The following is a 15,454-nucleotide window of genomic DNA, read 5'->3' on the forward strand; positions in this document are numbered from 1 at the left end:
GATTTTCCGGCCCGATTTTCCGCGATTTTCCTTTAGAAATTAGAGCTTTCAGCCATGTCCCTCGACCAGAAGCAGGTGAAGCATATCGCGACCTTGGCGCGCATCCGCGTCGAGGACGCCGAGCTGCCCGGTCTCGTCAACGAATTGAACGGCATCATGACCTGGATCGAGCAACTGAATGAGGTCGACGTGACCGGCGTCGAGCCGATGGCCGGGGTGCAGAGCCGCGACCTGCCGCGCCGCCCGGATGTGATCAACGACGGCGGCGATCCCGACAAGGTGCTGAAGAATGCGCCCGACGCGACGCGCGTGGGGTCCAATGGGGGCTTCTTCGTCGTGCCGAAGGTGGTCGAATAATGACCGAGCTCAACCACCTCACCATCGCCGGCGCGCTCGAGGGCCTGGCCAAGAAGGAGTTCACCTCCTTCGAGCTCACCATGGCCTGCCTCGCGCAGATGGAGCAGCACCGCGACCTCAACGCCTTCATCACCGAGACCAAGGAGCGCGCCCTGGCCATGGCGATGGCCTCCGACGTCCGGCGCGCCAGCGGGCAGCCGCTGGGGTCGATGGAAGGCATTCCGCTGGCGATCAAGGATCTCTTCTGCACCGAAGGTGTCCTGACCACCGCCGGCTCGCACATCCTGGACGGCTTCCACCCGACCTATGAATCGACCGTCTCCGCCAACCTCTGGAAACAGGGCGCGGTGATGCTGGGCAAGGTGAACATGGACGAGTTCGCCATGGGCTCCAGCAACGGCACCTCCTATCACGGCCCGGTCGCCAACCCATGGCGCCGCAAGGGCGACAACACCCGCCTCGTGCCGGGCGGCTCTTCCGGCGGCTCGGCCACGGCGGTCTCCGCGCGCATGGCCTTGGCCGCGACCGGCACCGATACCGGCGGCTCGATCCGCCAGCCGGCCGCCTTCACCGGCATCGTCGGGCTGAAGCCGACCTACGGCCGCTGCTCGCGCTGGGGCATCGTTGCGTTTGCGTCGTCGCTCGACCAGGCCGGCCCGATGTGCCGCAGCGTCGAGGACACCGCGATCATGCTGGGCGCCATGGCCGGCCATGACCCGAAGGATTCGACCTCGGTCGATGTGCCGCTGCCCGACTTCCGCAAGGCGGTCGAAGGCGGCGTGAAGGGTCTTCGCGTCGGCGTGCCGAAGGAATATCGCCTCGACGGTCTCTCGCCGGAGATCGCCAAGCTCTGGGACCAGGGCGTCGCCTGGCTGAAGGCTGAGGGCGCCGAGATCAAGGAGATCACCCTCCCGCATACCAAATACGCGCTGCCGGTCTATTACATCATCGCCCCGGCCGAGGCTTCGTCCAATCTCGCGCGCTATGACGGCGTACGCTTCGGTCTGCGCGTGCCGGGCGAGAGCCTGGATGACATGTACGAGCTGACGCGCGCGGCCGGCTTCGGCAAGGAAGTGCGCCGCCGCGTCATGATCGGCACCTACGTGCTCTCGGCCGGCTACTACGACGCCTATTACCTTCGCGCCCAGCGCATCCGCGCGCTGATCCTCAAGGACTTCACCGATGCCTTCAAGGACGTGGACGTGGTCCTGACGCCGTCGACGCCCAGCGCCGCCTTCGGCCTCGAGGAGAAGTTCGACGATCCGGTGGCGATGTATCTGAACGACGTCTTCACCGTGACCGTGAACCTCGCCGGGCTCCCCGGCATCTCGGTGCCGGCCGGCCTGGACAACCGCGGCCTGCCGCTCGGCCTGCAGCTGATCGGCCGCGCCTTTGACGAAGACACGGTGCTGCGCGCCGGCCGCGCCATCGAGCGCGCCGCGAACTTCACCGCGAAGCCGGAGGGCTTCTAATGAGAGACATCCCTGTCGATGAGAAGAACCTGATCGAAGGCAAGACCGGCAAGTGGGAGGTCATCCTCGGCCTCGAGGTTCACGCCCAGGTGATCTCGAAGTCGAAGCTGTTCTCCGGCGCGGCCACTGCGTTCGGCGCCGAGCCCAACACCCAGGTGAGCCTGGTCGATGCCGGCTTTCCCGGCATGCTGCCGGTCATCAACGAGGTCTGCATCGAGCAGGCGGTGAAGACCGGCCTCGGTCTCAACGCGAAGATCAACTTGAAATCGGTGTTCGACCGGAAGAACTATTTCTACGCCGATCTCCCGGCCGGCTATCAGATCAGCCAGTACACCCAGCCGATCGTCGGCGAGGGCACCATCATCCTCGATCTGCCGGAAGGCCGGCGGCGCGAAGTCGGCATCACGCGGCTGCATCTCGAGCAGGATGCGGGCAAGAGCTTGCACGACCAGCACCCGACCAAGACTTACGTCGATCTCAACCGCGCCGGCGTCGCGCTGATGGAGATCGTCTCCGAGCCCGACATGCGCAACTCGGAAGAGGCGGCCGCCTATTTGCGGAAGCTGCGCTCAATCCTGCGCTATCTCGGCACCTGCGACGGCAACATGGACGAAGGCTCCATGCGCTGCGACGTCAACGTCTCGGTCCGCAAGCCCGGCGGCGAGCTCGGCACCCGCTGCGAGATCAAGAACGTGAACTCGATCCGCTTCGTCGCGGCGGCGATCGAATACGAGGCGCGCCGCCAGATCGAAGTGATCGAGGAAGGCGGCACGATCAAGCAGGAGACCCGCCTCTGGGACACCAACAAGGGCGTCACGCGCTCGATGCGCTCCAAGGAGCATGCGCATGACTACCGTTACTTCCCGGATCCGGACCTGCTGCCGCTGAAGCTCGACGCCGCCTGGGTCGAATCGCTGAAGCAGCATCTGCCGGAATTGCCCGATCCGAAGCGCGCCCGCTTCGCCAAGGATTTCGGCCTGTCGGATTACGACGCCGGCGTGCTGGTCGCGGAAAAGGAAACCGCCGATTATTACGAACAGGCGGTCGCCAGTGGACCGAATGGGGGCCGCGACGCCAAGCTCACCGCCAACTGGGTGATCTCGGAGCTGTTCGGCGTCCTCAACAAGTCCGGCAAGGCGATCACCGAGAGCAAGATCTCGGCCCAGCATCTGGGCGAGCTGGTCGGCCTCATCCAGGACAACACCATCTCGGGCCGCATCGCCAAGGACGTCTTCGTCGAGATGTTCGAAAGCGGCAAGGCGCCCGCGGCAATCGTCGAAGAGAAGGGCCTGCGTCAGGTCACCGATACCGGCGCGATCGACGCCTCGATCGACGAGATCATGGCCAAGAATGCCGACAAGGTCGCCGAATACCGTTCGGGAAAAGACAAGCTGTTCGGCTTCTTCGTCGGCCAGGTGATGAAGGCGACCGGCGGCAAGGCCAACCCGGCGATGCTCAACGAACGCCTGAAGGCGAAATTGAACGGGTAGGGCGGTGCGTGGCCTGATACGCCTCAAGCTACGGCAAGCCCTCCCCCTGTCCCTCTCCCTACGGGCGAGGGGACGCTGTTGCACCAGCCTTCGAGATATCTCCCTCTCCCGTAGGGAGAGGGCTGGGCTGAGGGCCTTGAAGCTGCGTGAGACCCCTCCAGCAGAACAACGGAGCCCATCATGCAAAAGCGCAAACTCGGTACCCTCGAAGTCTCCACCATCGGTCTCGGCTGCATGGGCCTCTCGCACGCCTATGGCCCCGCCGTGGAAAAGAGCGCGGGCATCGCCTTCCTGCGCACCGCGGTCGATCGCGGCGTGACCCTGTTCGACACGGCGGAGATCTACGGCCCCTTCACCAATGAGGAGCTGGTCGGCGAGGCCCTGGCGCCGGTCCGCGGCCAGGTCAAGATTGCGACCAAGTTCGGCTTCAACCCCGATCCCAAGACCGGGAAAGGCCAGGGCCTGAACAGCCGCCCCGAACATATCCGCGCGGTGGTCGAGGCCTCACTGAAGCGCCTGCGGACCGACGTCATCGATCTCCTCTACCAGCACCGCGTCGATCCCAACGTGCCGATCGAGGACGTGGCCGGGGCGGTGAAGGACCTGATCGCCGCCGGCAAGGTCAGGCATTTCGGCCTCTCCGAGGCCGGCGCCAAGACCATTCGCCGCGCCCATGCCGTGCAGCCGGTCTCGGCGCTGCAGAGCGAATATTCCCTCTGGTGGCGCGAGCCGGAGGAGTCCGTCTTCCCCACTCTTGAGGAACTCGGCATCGGCTTCGTGCCGTTCAGCCCGCTCGGACGCGGCTTCCTGGTGGGCTCGGTCGATGCCAACACTGCCTTCACCGAGGGTGACTTCCGCAACACCCTGCCGCGCTTCTCCGCCGAGGCGCGCAAGGCGAACCAGGGCATCGCCGACAAGGTCGCCGAGCTGGCGCGGTCGAAGGGCGTCACGCCGGCGCAGATCGCCCTCGCCTGGATCCTGGCGCGCAAGCCCTGGATCGTGCCGATCCCCGGCACCACCAAGTCGCACCGGCTGGAGGAGAATATCGGGGCCGCCGCCGTCTCGCTGTCGGCCGCGGACCTCGACCAGATCGACCGGGCGTTCGCCGCGATCCCGGTGCAGGGCAACCGCTACGCCGAGGCGATGCAGAAGCAGATCGACCGCTAGCCTTCCGCGCGTTACCCGCCCGGGTAATACCCCATGCGCCGCACCCGCGGCTTCGGCTCGCGCAGCAGCTGCGTGTTCAGCACTGGCCGGTAGCGCGCAACGAGGTCGCGCTCCTGCACCCGGCGCACGCGGACACCATCGGCATTGAGGTTGACCAGCACATGCGTGCAGCCGAGGCGCTGCGCGGCCTGCCATTGCGCATGGGCCCGCATCCGCGAGAGCAGGTTGGCGGTCTCGCCGAGATAGACGAGCTGCCAGGCCCCGCTCTCATCCACATACCCGAAGGCATAGTTAGCCGGGTCGGCATGCCAGCCGGTCTCGGCGAAGGGGTAGGGGGTGTAGAAATATTCGATGCCGGATGCGCCGGCCAGGAAGACACCGTTCATCGCGTCTCTCCTCGTTCTGATGTTCCTGATACGTTCTCAGTTTCATGCAGGCGAGTCAATCCGACTCCGCCGACCGAGATGCAGATCAGGACGCCGCGACCGGCTGGCTCAGGAAACGTCCGGCAGAGGTCGAGATGACCGGCTCTTCGAGCGGCGAAGGTGCTCCCAGGCGCTCCGCGAGAATACCGTGCAGCACTTCGACCTCGTGGGTGATGTGCTCCTTGAAGTTGGCCACCACCTTGTCGAGAAACGCCTGGTCCTTCGGCTTCGGCTTGGCGATCCGGATCTCGACATGCGTTCCGCCGTCCTGCTCGATGAAGGCGTAGCCCATCAGGATCTTCGGCGCGTCGGGCATGGGGACGAGTGTGGTCAGGGTGATGGTGTCGAACGGTCGCCAGTCGAGGATCTCCTCGATGATGGCGGCGGCGCCGTGCATGCAGTGATTGACGGTGCCGACGCCGCGGCGACCGCGCTTGTCTCCGGCGGTCGCCTCGCGCACCTCGTTGGCGGCGCGCCATTTCGGACGCAGATCGGGCATCGTGAAGTATTCCCATACCAGCGGCCGTGGGAAGGCGAAATCGAATTCCAGGACGAAAGCGGATTTTTCCCGCGTCACCTCGTTGCGCGGGCGCGCGTCCTCTTCGGTCCACGCGGCTTCGAGGTCGCGAACCCAGCAAACCGTCTCACCGATGATGTCGATCGTCTCGCGATGCTCGATCAGGCCTTGCGCCGCGGGATCTACTCCCATTGCGCGGATGCAGGCATCGGAGAAGAGGGCGTAGGCACGGCCGCCGAGCCGCTCATTGACGCCGTTCTTCAGCAGCCGATGGACGACGATGACGTCGCTGCCGGCGAGTTCCTCGCGGCCGGCCATCTTGTGCTTGATGAACTGGCCGTAATGCGCGACGAACTTCAGGTCCAGGTCCCTCATCTTCGCACAGGCCTTGCAGGTGCAGGTGGTCGACTGGCTGATGTCGCGCAGCCGGCGGCGGAAAGCGAAGTAGGCGGCCTCGATCGCATCCTGCACCATCGATCCGTCGATCTTGTCGCCGACTGCGTAGACGAATGCCGCGTCGCCCTCGAATTTCGCCAATCGGAACTTCGGGCGCAGGCGCTTCAGCACCGTGTCCATCACGTCGGCGATGATGTCATGGGCGTGGTCAAGCTCAACGCCGGCGAGAAAGCTGGTGTATCCGGATATGTCGGCGATGAGAAAGCAGGCGGATTCTGGCTGCGCAAGCATGGCGTGGTCCTCCCCCAAGAAAGTTGTGTCACGTTCCGGAGGCGTGGGGAAGATGAATTTCGAGTGTCGGTTGCCGCACATCGGGCTGTGCGTCAGAGATTGTAGGGCGTCACCACCATGGCGCGGCTCGGCTGGTTGGAATGGTGGCTCTCGATCCGGCGATGATGGAACAGGATCGCCCGCAAGGCGTCGCGCGCGTCGGCGACGAGATCGTGGTCGATGATGGCATCGATCCGCCCTTGCTGCAGCAAGGCGCGGTTCTCGTCGTCGAGGTCATGGCCGATATAGGCGAGCACCGGCCGCGCCGCATCGTCGAAGGCCTGCAGGATGCCACGGTTGCCGCCGCCCATGCTGTAGACCGCGATGATGTCGCGCCGCTCCTTCAGGCATTGCGCGACCTGCCGCCGCGTCTCGCGGTCGAGGCCGAAGGTGCCGCTGACCTCGACCACCGGGAGCTTCGGGAAGCGCTCGCGCATCAGCGCGCGGAAGCCGATCTCGCGTTCCTCCTCGCCCTGGAAATTGTGGCTGCCGAGATGGGCGATGACCGCACCTTTCCTTTCGCCCAGCAGCCGCCCCAGCAGGAAGGCCGCGGTGCGTCCCGCCGCGCGGTTGTCCATGCCGACATAGGCGAGGCGCTGCGAGCGCGGGAGATCCGTCACCAGGGTCACCACCGGTACGCCGCTCATGGTCACGCGGTTGACCGCCTCGGCGATTTCCGGCTCATCCGAGGCCTTGAGGATGATGCCACCCGGCCGGTCGGCGGCCCGCGCCTCGATCAGCTTCACCAGTTTCGCCGGTGCGATGTCTTCGTGCAGGTGAAACCGCGCCGAGACCCGGAACGGGTCGAGATCCGCCATCGCCCGCTCGACCGCTGCCTGGACCAGGCTGGTGAAGCGCCGCGGCGAATGCATGATGACATCGACATAGAGATTCCAGCCGATCGCCAGCGAGGCCGCGGCGCGCCGCTCCAGCTCCGAGATCGCGTGCTCGACCCGGAGCCGGGTCTGCGCGTGCACGCCGGGCCGCGCGTTCAGCACGCGATCGACCGTCGCGGTGCTGATCCCGGCCTGGGCGGCGATCTGCTTCACCGTGAAGCGCTGCGGCATGGAAGCCTGCTGATGGCTTTTTGATGTGACCTTGATCTATTCCTGATGCGCCGCGGCTGTCAAACTCCCACGCGAATAAGAAGCCTTCGCGGGAGAGAGACGAGATGGACGGCGGGACTGCCAACGGCCCAGTGCCGAGCGCGCAACAGGTCCAGGCCTGGATCGACGAGCTGATGCACGGCAAGGGCTACTTCACCCTGCCGCAGGTCTTCACGCCGGCGGAGATCGCCGAGGCGCGGGCGATCATCATGGAGGAATCCGACCGCGGGGTGGACAAGGTCACCCACTTCCAGGGACAGAACAAGGACAAGCTGCACCTGCAGCGCCGGGTCTGGAACCTGCTCAACAAGGGCGACATCTTCGTCACCATGCTGAAGCGCGAGCCGATCGTCTCGATCGTGAAGGCCTTCCTCGGCGACGAGTTCATCCTGGGCTCGATCGCCGCCAACCGCTTGCTGCCCGGCGGCCCGGGCCAGGAACTGCATGTCGATTACCCCTACTGGGACATCTACAAGCGCTCGAGCTTCCCGCACAACATCAACCCCTCCTTCCCAATGAACATGCAGGCCACCATCCTGCTCGACGATTTCACCGCGGAGAACGGCGCCACCGCGATCGTGCCGCATACCCAGAAGCTCGGGCGCTATCCCGACGAACCGGCCAAGCTGCCGCCGGAGACCGAGCGCATGGTGGGCAAGGCGGGCGACGTCGCGGTCTTCTACGGCCTCTGCTGGCATTGCGCGATGCCGAACAACAGCGACAAGGACCGCACCGGCCTGCTGATCGAATACCTGCCGAAATTCGTGAAGCCGCTCGAGGACCAGCTCTCCGGCGTGCGCAAGGAAGTGATCGAGAAGGGCGGCGACTTCGTGCGCCAGCTGGTCGGCCTCGCCTATCCCTATCCGCAGCTCCTCGACAAGGCCGCCGGCGGCAACCAGGAAGGCTACTACTCGAACAAGTATTGAGACCAAGAAGAAGCAGGGGGGAGCATGCGCAATTCGGAAACCCGCGCCGTCATCACCGGCGGCACGCAGGGCCTCGGGCTCGCCATCGCCAAGCGACTGGCCGCCGAGGGCGCCAAGAGCATCGTCATCAGCGGCCGCAACTTCGAGAAAGGCGAGGCGGCCGCGAAGATGATCTCCGGCCTGGGCACGCCCTGCGAGTTCGTGAAGGCGGAGATGGGCAATCCCGCGGACGCGAAGCGGCTGATCGCGGCGGCGATCGACACCTTCGGCAGCGTCAACGCGCTGGTCAACTCCGCCGCCGAGACCAGCCGCGGCACCTTGCTCGATACCAGCCTCGAGACCTGGGACAAGCATTTCAACACCAACGCCCGCGGCCCCTTCCTCACGATGCAGGGCGTGGTCAAGCATCTGATCGAGACCGGCCAACCGGGGAGCATCGTCAACATCCTCTCGATGGTGATCTATGTCGGGCAGTCCTATCTGACGCCGTACTCCGCCTCCAAAGCGGCGCTGGCCAATCTCACCCGTAACACCGCGAATGCCTACGCGACCAAGCGGATCCGCTGCAACGGCATCAACGTCGGCTGGATGGACACGCCACAGGAAGACCAGACCCAGCAGACCTTCCATGACCGCAAGCCCGGCTGGCTGAAGGAGGTCGAGGCCCAGCAGCCAATGGGCCAGCTGGTTAAGCCGGACCAGCTGGCAGGCCTGGTCGCCTATATGCTGAGCCCGGAATCCGGCGTCATGACCGGCGCGCTGGTGGACTACGACCAGAACGTCGCCGGCCGCTATCCGGAATAGACCGGCACAATTCGGCTTCCGCCGAAACGTCGGCGCGTGACTCGTGAGAGCCGCGGGCCTATCTTTCAGCCATGAACAAGTCCATGCCCTCCGGCGCCTCGATGGCCGAGATCGCCGCCCTGGTCGGCGACCCGGCCCGCGCCAACATGCTGACCGCCCTGCTCGGCGGCCAGTCGCTCTCGGCCAGCGATCTCGCCTGGCATGCCGGGGTCACGCCGCAGACCGCCAGCGGTCACCTTGCTCGTATGCAGGCCGCCAGTTTGGTCACCGTGCAGGCGCTCGGCCGGCACCGCTACTACAAGCTCGCTTCGCCCAAGGTCGCGTCGATGCTGGAGACGATCTACCAGGTGGCCGGCGACCAGCCGCAGCCGCGCCGGCGCCTGCCGTCCTATGTCGACACCGCGATGCGCGAGGCCCGCACCTGCTACGACCACCTCGCCGGCGAACTCGGCGTCGCGATCGCCGAGGCTTTGGTCGAACGGCGCTATCTGGTCCTCGACGACGAGGCCGGTGTGGTCACCCGGCGCGGCCGCGGCTTCTTCGCCGATTTCGGCATCGACCTCGACGCCATCGGCCGGCAGCGTCGCTGCTTCTGCAAGATCTGCATCGACCTGACCGAGCGGCGACCCCATGTCGCGGGCGCGGTCGGCGCCGCCTTCTGCGCCCGCTGCTTCGAGCTCGGCTGGGTCGCGCGGGTCAAGGACAGCCGGGCCGTCTCGCTGACGCGCAAGGGGCAGGCCGGCTTCCGCGACCGCCTCGGCATCGCCTTGCCACCATCGGAACTGCGGCGCCGCGCCGCATAGTGTGCAGTTGGGCCGAAGGTTAACGCATCCTTAGGCCGCAGTTCTTATTGGATTGAGCTATACTACTCACGCTTCCGGCGTTTAGAGGCGGCATCTTGGACGGCATCTGGCAGACAATCTGGGACAGCTTCTGGATCCGCGCGCTGCGCGATCCCTTCCGTTATCCGGTCGATTTCAACGAGCGGATCTTCATTGGTTATCTCGCGACCTCGCTGATCCTGGCGGTGGGCGTCTACATCTATCTCCGCCGCCATAAGCCGGACGCGACGCCGCGCGGCCTGTTCGCCTTCCTGTTCCCGAAGCAGGTCTACCTGCACAAATCCGCGATCGCCGATTACAAGTTCTTCCTGGTGGACCGCATCGTCTTCGTGCTGATGGCGCCGATCGCCTTGGTCTACGTCGAGCCCTTGATCGGGATGACCGACGCGCTGCTGACCCGCGTGTTGGGGCCGGTTTCCAGCCCCTGGGATCCGGGTTCGCCCTGGGTCATGGGCCTGGCGATGGTCAGCCAGATCCTGCTGGTCGATTTCCTGCTCTTCTACATGCACTACCTCTGCCACAAGCTTCCGCTGCTCTGGGAATTCCACAAGGTGCATCATTCGGCGGAAGTCATGACGCCGCTCACCGCCTATCGCATGCATCCGCTGGAAGTCGTCTTCAACATGAACGTGACGGCGATCTTCACCGGGCTGCTGCTCGGGTTGTTCGGCTATCTCACCAACGGCGGCCGGCCGGGCTTCGAGATTCTCGGCATCAACGCGATCCAGTTCGCCTTCTACGTGGTCGGCTTCAACCTGCGGCATTCGCATGTGCCGCTGGGTTACGGCTCGATCGTCAGTCAGCTTCTGGTCAGCCCCTGGATGCATCAAGTCCATCACAGCCGTGAGACGCGGCACCTGGACATGAACATGGGCTTCATCTTCTCCTTCTGGGACCGGATGTTCGGCACGCTCTACGTGCCGGGGAAGGACGAGGCGGATTACGCGCTCGGCCTCACCACCGGCGAGCACGTGCATTTCCACGGCGTGCTGGCCATGTATTTCCGCCCCTTCGCCAATCTCGCGCGCCGCTGGTTCAAGCCCGCGAAGGCCGCGTGATTCAGGCAACCCGGCTTCTCCTCCTCCTCGGCCTTGTTGTCGCCGCGCTCGTCGGGTCGGCGCGCGCTGAGGATTCGGTGATGATCGAGGACCTCACCTGGCCGGAGATCAAGGCGCGGATGGAGGCGGGCGCCACCACCATCATCCTGCCGACCGGCGGCACCGAGCAGAACGGCCCGCATATGGTCCTGGGCAAGCACAACGTCATCATCCGCTACACCTCGGGGGAGATCGCGCGGCGGCTCGGCAAGACGCTGGTCGCGCCGGTGCTCGCCTATGTGCCGGAGGGGAGCTGGGATCCGCCGCAGGGCCATATGCGCTTTCCCGGCAGCATCAGCCTGCCGGACGGCGTCTATGAAGGCGTGCTCGAATCCACCGTGCGCAGCTTCGCCGCCGAGGGCTTCAAGGTGATCCTCTTCCTCGGCGATTCCGGGCCGAACCAGCGCCCCCAGGCGGCGGTGGCTGAGCGGCTCGACGCCGAGTTCCAGCCGAAGGGCATCCGCGTCTTCCAGGTCGGCGACTACTACGCCCGGAACGGCCAGGAGGAATGGCTGAAATCCCAGGGCTTCAGCGCCGCCGAGATCGGCGTCCATGCCGCCCTGATCGACACCGCCCAGCTGATGGCGATCGACCCGGCGGGGGTGCGGACCGCGCTGCTTTCCTCGAGCGCCGGCGACGCGGATGGGAGTAAAAACGGGGTCATCGGGGACCCGGCCAAGGCCACGCCGGCCCTGGGAAAGCAGCTTCTAGAGCTCAAAATCGAGGCGGCCCTTCGGCAAATCCGACAGGAACTTGCTGCAATTCCCTGATTCCAGGGACAGAATCGCCATTGTCGGCGGGGCGCTTCCTGCGTAAAATGGCCCATCAACCGATCCGCGAGCGGGGGAAGCGATGCGGGCTGCGTTAACACTTTGCGTCCTGGGCACCACGGTGCTCCTGGCCGGCTGCGCCGGGCGCGAGCCCAATCCGACGCCGGTCGCCTGGGTCTATGACAAGTACTATACCTGCCAGGACATCCGCGAAGAGAAGGACCGGATCGCCGAGGCCATGCGCGACCGCAATATCGAGCAGGCCTCGCTGGAATCCCGCGACAACGATCTGATGGCGCGGACCATTCCGTTCCTGGCGCCGGGCGTGGCGGCGATCGAGGAAACCAGCGTCAGCAGCAAGGCGAAGACGCCGCAGCAAGTCGAGAACGACGCGCTGCTGGAGCGGGACAAGCATCTCGACGGCATGGCCGCCGATCGCGGCTGCTGAAATCAGTTCGGGGAAGAACGATGCGGATCAGTGCGAAACGGCTTCTCGGCGGCGCGGCGGTGCTCTCGCTCGCGGCGATGCTCGGTGCCTGCGCCGGCCGTCCGGCGGCGCCTGTCCAGGTCAACCAGGCCGGCGACGCCGACAAGTCCTGCCACGCGCTCCTGAAGGAGCTGAACGACAACCAGTACTACATGGCGCGGCTGGTGCGAGAGAGCAACCACGTGCGAGCCGGCAATGCCGACGTGGTGGCGGGCGACGCCTTCTTCTTCCCGCCGGTCCTGGTCGCCTATGACGAGGGCAAGGCGCAGAACATCGAGCTCCGCACCTACCAGGAGCGGAACAAGAAGCTCGCCCAGCTTGCTGTAGATAAGGACTGCTGATACCCCATTCGGATCCGGAACAGGTTCCTGACCTTGTCGGGGAAATCCCTTGTCTGGGGTACGATCGGATCAAATAATCCCGTTTCTTTTCAAGCTTCCGGCTAATCCAGTCAAAATTTAATCTCTTCTTAGGCTTCACTCCCTAGCTTCATACAGGACTGCCGTCTTCGCTGCGGCTGCGAACTGTGAAAAGGGATCGGGGCTTATCATGGACTTCCGCTCGGCCGCGTCGCGGCCCCTGGCCAAAACCAGCATGACCAAAGCCGGCTTGTACTTCGCACCGCTGGCCTTGCTGCTCTGGGCGATGCCCGCTTTCGCGCAGGATGCCCCGGCGGCACCGACCCCGCCAACCCCGGCTGTGGAACCCGCACCGGCCGTCGAGGCTGCAGCGGCGCCCGCTCCCGCGGCGCCCGCCGCGGCTGAGACCGCTGCGAAGCCGGTCGGGCCCGATCCGATCAAGTTGATCACCCCCGATGTCGTCGCCGCGGTGAAGAAGCTGCTGGCCCAGCCGGTCACCACGATCTCGATCGGCGCCAGCAACGACGCCCATGCCAAGATCGACCAGGCCGGCATCGACGCGCTCGACAACGAGTGGAAGGCCGAGGCCAAGACCGAGAAGCAGCCGCTGATCGCCGAGATGCTTTCGAGCCCGCTCTCCACCTACCTGCTCTATCTGCAGGCCAGGTCGGCCGGTCTTTACACCGAGATGTTCGTAATGGACGACAAGGGTCTCAATGTAGGCCAGAGCTCGGTCACCTCGGATTACTGGCAGGGCGACGAAGGCAAGTTCCAGAAGACCTTCCAGGTCGGTCCCGACGCGGTCTTCATCGACGAGGCCGAGTTCAACGACGATGACAAGACCTGGCGCGCCCAGCTGAACTTCACCCTGGTCGATCCCCAATCCGGCAAGCCGATCGGCGCCGCGACCATCGAAATGAACCTGACCGAGCTGGAGCGCCGTCAGGCGCAGTCGCTCTAAGCGCCGAACGGAGAATCCCTGCCATGAACGCGTTCCAGAACATGAAGCTCTCCGGCAAGCTCGGCGTCTGCTTTGCCGCGATCCTTGTGGTGATCATCGCGGTCGGTGCGATCAGCTCCCTGCAGAACCGCATCATTCGCAGCGCCAGCGAGCAATCGCGCCAGACCGCCGAAGACGGCGTCCTGCTGCAGAATGTCACCGAGCGGGTGACCTCGCTGCAATGGGCGATCGGCGAGATGCTGATCACCGGCAGCGCCACCTACAAACAGGCCTATCTCGCCGGCATTGCCGGCTACGAGGACGCGCTCGCCAAGGCCAAGGAAGCGGTCGCCGGCGATGCGACCCTGACCCAGGCGTTGAGCGATGCCGAGACCGCGATCGCCGACTGGCGCACCAACACCGCCGACCGGCAGGTGGCGCTGATGGAGCATCCCGCGACCGTCAACGAGGCCCGCGCCATCGAGCTGACCGGCGTCGGCGCACGCCTCAACGAGGCGCTGCAGAAATTCTCCGGCCAGGTCCACGCCTATCAGAACTCGCTCTCCGACCAGCGCTTCGCCGAGCAACAGTCGGCCATCAGCCTGACCCTGCTGGCGACGCTCGTCGGCGCCGCGATCAGCCTGGTGATCGCCGTCCTCTCCGGCATCGCGCTTTCGCGCGGTGTCGCCAGGCCGATCATCAACCTCAACGGCTCGATGCAGAGCCTGGCCCAGGGCAACCTGCTGACCGAGGTGCCGGTGACCGGACGCAGCGACGAAGTCGGCCAGATGGCGAAGACCGTGCTGGTGTTCAAGGAAAGCATGGTGCGCAACGAGGAGCTGCGCCAAGCGAGCGAGGCCGAGCAGCGCGACCGCGAGCAACGCGCCGAGCATATGATGAACCTGACCCGCGCTTTCGACGAGCGGGTGAAGGGGATGGTGCAGACCCTGGCCGACGCCGCCCGCGGCATGGAGCGGACCGCCGTCGATCTCACCAAGACCGCCGACGTCTCGGCGGCCGAGTCCCAGACCGTCGCCGCCGCCGCGCAAGAGGCGCAGGCCGGCGTCGAGACCGTCGCTTCGGCTTCGGAAGAGCTTTCGGCTTCGATCTCCGAGATCAGCCGCCAGGTCACCAACCAGGCCAATCTGGCGCAGACTTCTGTGAACGCGATCGAGCTCACCACCAGGAACGTGACGGAGCTCAGCGAAGCCTCCACCAAGATCGGCGAGGTGGTGCGTCTCATCAACGAGATCGCCGAGCAGACCAACCTGTTGGCGCTGAACGCCACGATCGAAGCCGCGCGCGCCGGCGAGGCGGGCAAGGGCTTCGCGGTGGTGGCCAGCGAGGTGAAGAACCTCGCCAACCAGACCGCCAAGGCGACCGAGGAGATCGGCGCTCAGGTCGGTGGCATCCAGGCCACCACCAAAGGCACGGTCGACAGCATCGCCGCGGTCGGCGGCCAGGTGCGGCAGATGAACGACATCTCCTCCGCGGTTGCCGCCGCGGTCGAGGAGCAGAATGCCGCGACGCAGGAAATCTCCCGCAACGTCCAGCAGGCCTCCGAAGGCACCAAGGGCGTCACCCAGTCGATCGAGGTGGTCAGCACCGAGGTTGCCAAGACCCGCGCCGCAGCCCAGTCGGTGATGGAAGCCGCCAAGCAGATGCTCGGCGAATCCGAGGGGTTGAAGACCTATATCGATAGTTTCTTGAGCGAAGTCCGCGCGGTTTGAGCGGAGCGCTGGATCGCTGATCGAGCGACACCCGGCTTCTTCACGGCTGCACGCCCCACCCAACCCTCCCCCTGAAGAGGGGAGGGCTTTCCGCCGAGCCACCGAACCGATCTTCCCCTTCTCCCTTCAGGGGGAAGGGCGGGATGGGGGCGCGTGCAGCCTGAGCGCCCAAGATCCGGCGCGCGGCGGCTCCACCCCTTGACCGCCCCCTGAATCAGCGGCAAACCAAACCCGCTGAT

Annotated in this window: 16 protein-coding genes; 13 read left to right on the top strand and 3 right to left on the bottom strand. The window is 65.5% G+C overall.

All coding sequences use genetic code 11. The features are described 5' to 3' along the window. Positions 1-54: 54 nt before the first annotated feature. From gatC to ACH2CY_RS01525, 4 genes are all read left to right on the top strand, one after another. Positions 55-357 carry an Asp-tRNA(Asn)/Glu-tRNA(Gln) amidotransferase subunit GatC gene (gene gatC, locus ACH2CY_RS01510; protein ID WP_395015152.1) on the top strand — a complete coding sequence of 101 codons (303 nt, stop codon included), beginning with the start codon at positions 55-57 and terminating at the stop codon, positions 355-357. Beyond that, positions 357-1,829 (top strand): Asp-tRNA(Asn)/Glu-tRNA(Gln) amidotransferase subunit GatA, encoded by a 1,473-nt coding sequence (gene gatA / locus ACH2CY_RS01515; protein WP_395015154.1) that lies wholly within the window; start codon positions 357-359, stop codon positions 1,827-1,829. The genes gatC and gatA overlap by 1 nt, the downstream gene beginning before the upstream one ends. Beyond that, on the top strand, positions 1,829-3,319 hold the full coding sequence (gene gatB, locus ACH2CY_RS01520; RefSeq protein WP_395015157.1) for an Asp-tRNA(Asn)/Glu-tRNA(Gln) amidotransferase subunit GatB: 1,491 nt from the start codon (positions 1,829-1,831) through the stop codon (positions 3,317-3,319). Before gatA ends, gatB begins: the two co-directional genes overlap by 1 nt. A 180-nt stretch (positions 3,320-3,499) precedes the next feature. After that, positions 3,500-4,486: an aldo/keto reductase gene (locus tag ACH2CY_RS01525; RefSeq protein WP_395015160.1), complete on the top strand. Its 987-nt coding sequence runs from the start codon at positions 3,500-3,502 to the stop codon at positions 4,484-4,486. Positions 4,487-4,497: 11 nt separating this feature from the next. On the opposite strand, the gene ACH2CY_RS01530 is transcribed toward ACH2CY_RS01525, so the two are convergent. The 3 genes from ACH2CY_RS01530 to ACH2CY_RS01540 form a co-directional block, all read right to left on the bottom strand. Then, positions 4,498-4,872 (bottom strand): hypothetical protein, encoded by a 375-nt coding sequence (locus ACH2CY_RS01530; protein ID WP_395015163.1) that lies wholly within the window; start codon positions 4,870-4,872, stop codon positions 4,498-4,500. Between the two features lie 85 nt (positions 4,873-4,957). After that, positions 4,958-6,115 carry a DUF2652 domain-containing protein gene (locus ACH2CY_RS01535; protein ID WP_395015166.1) on the bottom strand — a complete coding sequence of 386 codons (1,158 nt, stop codon included), beginning with the start codon at positions 6,113-6,115 and terminating at the stop codon, positions 4,958-4,960. A 92-nt stretch (positions 6,116-6,207) separates the two neighbouring features. Continuing rightward, on the bottom strand, positions 6,208-7,221 hold the full coding sequence (locus ACH2CY_RS01540) for a LacI family DNA-binding transcriptional regulator (RefSeq protein ID WP_395015167.1): 1,014 nt from the start codon (positions 7,219-7,221) through the stop codon (positions 6,208-6,210). A gap of 104 nt (positions 7,222-7,325) precedes the next feature. Here ACH2CY_RS01540 and ACH2CY_RS01545 point away from each other — a divergent pair, with 104 nt between their 5' ends. The 9 genes from ACH2CY_RS01545 to ACH2CY_RS01585 all read left to right on the top strand — a co-directional run bounded on the left by ACH2CY_RS01545 (position 7,326) and on the right by ACH2CY_RS01585 (position 15,215). Further along, positions 7,326-8,186: a phytanoyl-CoA dioxygenase family protein gene (locus tag ACH2CY_RS01545; protein ID WP_395015169.1), complete on the top strand. Its 861-nt coding sequence runs from the start codon at positions 7,326-7,328 to the stop codon at positions 8,184-8,186. Positions 8,187-8,210: 24 nt separating this feature from the next. Continuing rightward, the gene (locus tag ACH2CY_RS01550; protein ID WP_395015172.1) at positions 8,211-8,990 is read left to right on the top strand and encodes an SDR family oxidoreductase; all 780 of its coding nucleotides are present in this window, start codon (positions 8,211-8,213) and stop codon (positions 8,988-8,990) included. A gap of 71 nt (positions 8,991-9,061) precedes the next feature. Next, entirely contained in the window at positions 9,062-9,793 is a 732-nt protein-coding gene (locus tag ACH2CY_RS01555; protein ID WP_395015173.1) for an ArsR/SmtB family transcription factor, read from the top strand. 95 nt (positions 9,794-9,888) lie between these two features. After that, a complete protein-coding gene (locus tag ACH2CY_RS01560) occupies positions 9,889-10,890 on the top strand; it encodes a sterol desaturase family protein (RefSeq protein WP_395015176.1) in 1,002 nt (333 codons plus the stop codon). Between the two features lie 80 nt (positions 10,891-10,970). Continuing rightward, positions 10,971-11,699, top strand: a complete 729-nt coding sequence (locus ACH2CY_RS01565) for a creatininase family protein (RefSeq protein WP_395015178.1) — start codon at positions 10,971-10,973, stop codon at positions 11,697-11,699. 82 nt (positions 11,700-11,781) lie between these two features. After that, positions 11,782-12,147, top strand: a complete 366-nt coding sequence (locus ACH2CY_RS01570; RefSeq protein WP_395015180.1) for a hypothetical protein — start codon at positions 11,782-11,784, stop codon at positions 12,145-12,147. Positions 12,148-12,167: 20 nt separating this feature from the next. Then, positions 12,168-12,527, top strand: coding sequence for a hypothetical protein (locus ACH2CY_RS01575; RefSeq protein WP_395015183.1), 360 nt, complete (start codon positions 12,168-12,170; stop codon positions 12,525-12,527). Positions 12,528-12,735: 208 nt separating this feature from the next. Further along, positions 12,736-13,506 (top strand): hypothetical protein, encoded by a 771-nt coding sequence (locus ACH2CY_RS01580; RefSeq protein ID WP_395015185.1) that lies wholly within the window; start codon positions 12,736-12,738, stop codon positions 13,504-13,506. 23 nt (positions 13,507-13,529) lie between these two features. After that, positions 13,530-15,215 (top strand): methyl-accepting chemotaxis protein, encoded by a 1,686-nt coding sequence (locus ACH2CY_RS01585; protein ID WP_395015187.1) that lies wholly within the window; start codon positions 13,530-13,532, stop codon positions 15,213-15,215. The last annotated feature ends 239 nt before the right edge of the window (positions 15,216-15,454 follow it).

The sequence above is a fragment of the Dongia sp. genome (genome assembly GCF_041905885.1).
Lineage (GTDB): Bacteria > Pseudomonadota > Alphaproteobacteria > Dongiales > Dongiaceae > Dongia.

What these genes read in the sequence shown, in the direction of transcription:
- ACH2CY_RS01540 (WP_395015167.1), bottom strand. Translation starts at nt 7,221, where the DNA reads ATGCCGCAGCGCTTCACGGTGAAGCAGATCGCCGCCCAGGCCGGGATC.
- gatC (WP_395015152.1), top strand. Translation starts at nt 55, where the DNA reads ATGTCCCTCGACCAGAAGCAGGTGAAGCATATCGCGACCTTGGCGCGC.
- ACH2CY_RS01580 (WP_395015185.1), top strand. Translation starts at nt 12,736, where the DNA reads ATGGACTTCCGCTCGGCCGCGTCGCGGCCCCTGGCCAAAACCAGCATG.
- ACH2CY_RS01550 (WP_395015172.1), top strand. Translation starts at nt 8,211, where the DNA reads ATGCGCAATTCGGAAACCCGCGCCGTCATCACCGGCGGCACGCAGGGC.
- gatB (WP_395015157.1), top strand. Translation starts at nt 1,829, where the DNA reads ATGAGAGACATCCCTGTCGATGAGAAGAACCTGATCGAAGGCAAGACC.
- ACH2CY_RS01585 (WP_395015187.1), top strand. Translation starts at nt 13,530, where the DNA reads ATGAACGCGTTCCAGAACATGAAGCTCTCCGGCAAGCTCGGCGTCTGC.
- ACH2CY_RS01575 (WP_395015183.1), top strand. Translation starts at nt 12,168, where the DNA reads ATGCGGATCAGTGCGAAACGGCTTCTCGGCGGCGCGGCGGTGCTCTCG.
- ACH2CY_RS01535 (WP_395015166.1), bottom strand. Translation starts at nt 6,115, where the DNA reads ATGCTTGCGCAGCCAGAATCCGCCTGCTTTCTCATCGCCGACATATCC.
- gatA (WP_395015154.1), top strand. Translation starts at nt 357, where the DNA reads ATGACCGAGCTCAACCACCTCACCATCGCCGGCGCGCTCGAGGGCCTG.
- ACH2CY_RS01570 (WP_395015180.1), top strand. Translation starts at nt 11,782, where the DNA reads ATGCGGGCTGCGTTAACACTTTGCGTCCTGGGCACCACGGTGCTCCTG.
- ACH2CY_RS01555 (WP_395015173.1), top strand. Translation starts at nt 9,062, where the DNA reads ATGAACAAGTCCATGCCCTCCGGCGCCTCGATGGCCGAGATCGCCGCC.
- ACH2CY_RS01525 (WP_395015160.1), top strand. Translation starts at nt 3,500, where the DNA reads ATGCAAAAGCGCAAACTCGGTACCCTCGAAGTCTCCACCATCGGTCTC.
- ACH2CY_RS01545 (WP_395015169.1), top strand. Translation starts at nt 7,326, where the DNA reads ATGGACGGCGGGACTGCCAACGGCCCAGTGCCGAGCGCGCAACAGGTC.
- ACH2CY_RS01530 (WP_395015163.1), bottom strand. Translation starts at nt 4,872, where the DNA reads ATGAACGGTGTCTTCCTGGCCGGCGCATCCGGCATCGAATATTTCTAC.
- ACH2CY_RS01565 (WP_395015178.1), top strand. Translation starts at nt 10,971, where the DNA reads ATGATCGAGGACCTCACCTGGCCGGAGATCAAGGCGCGGATGGAGGCG.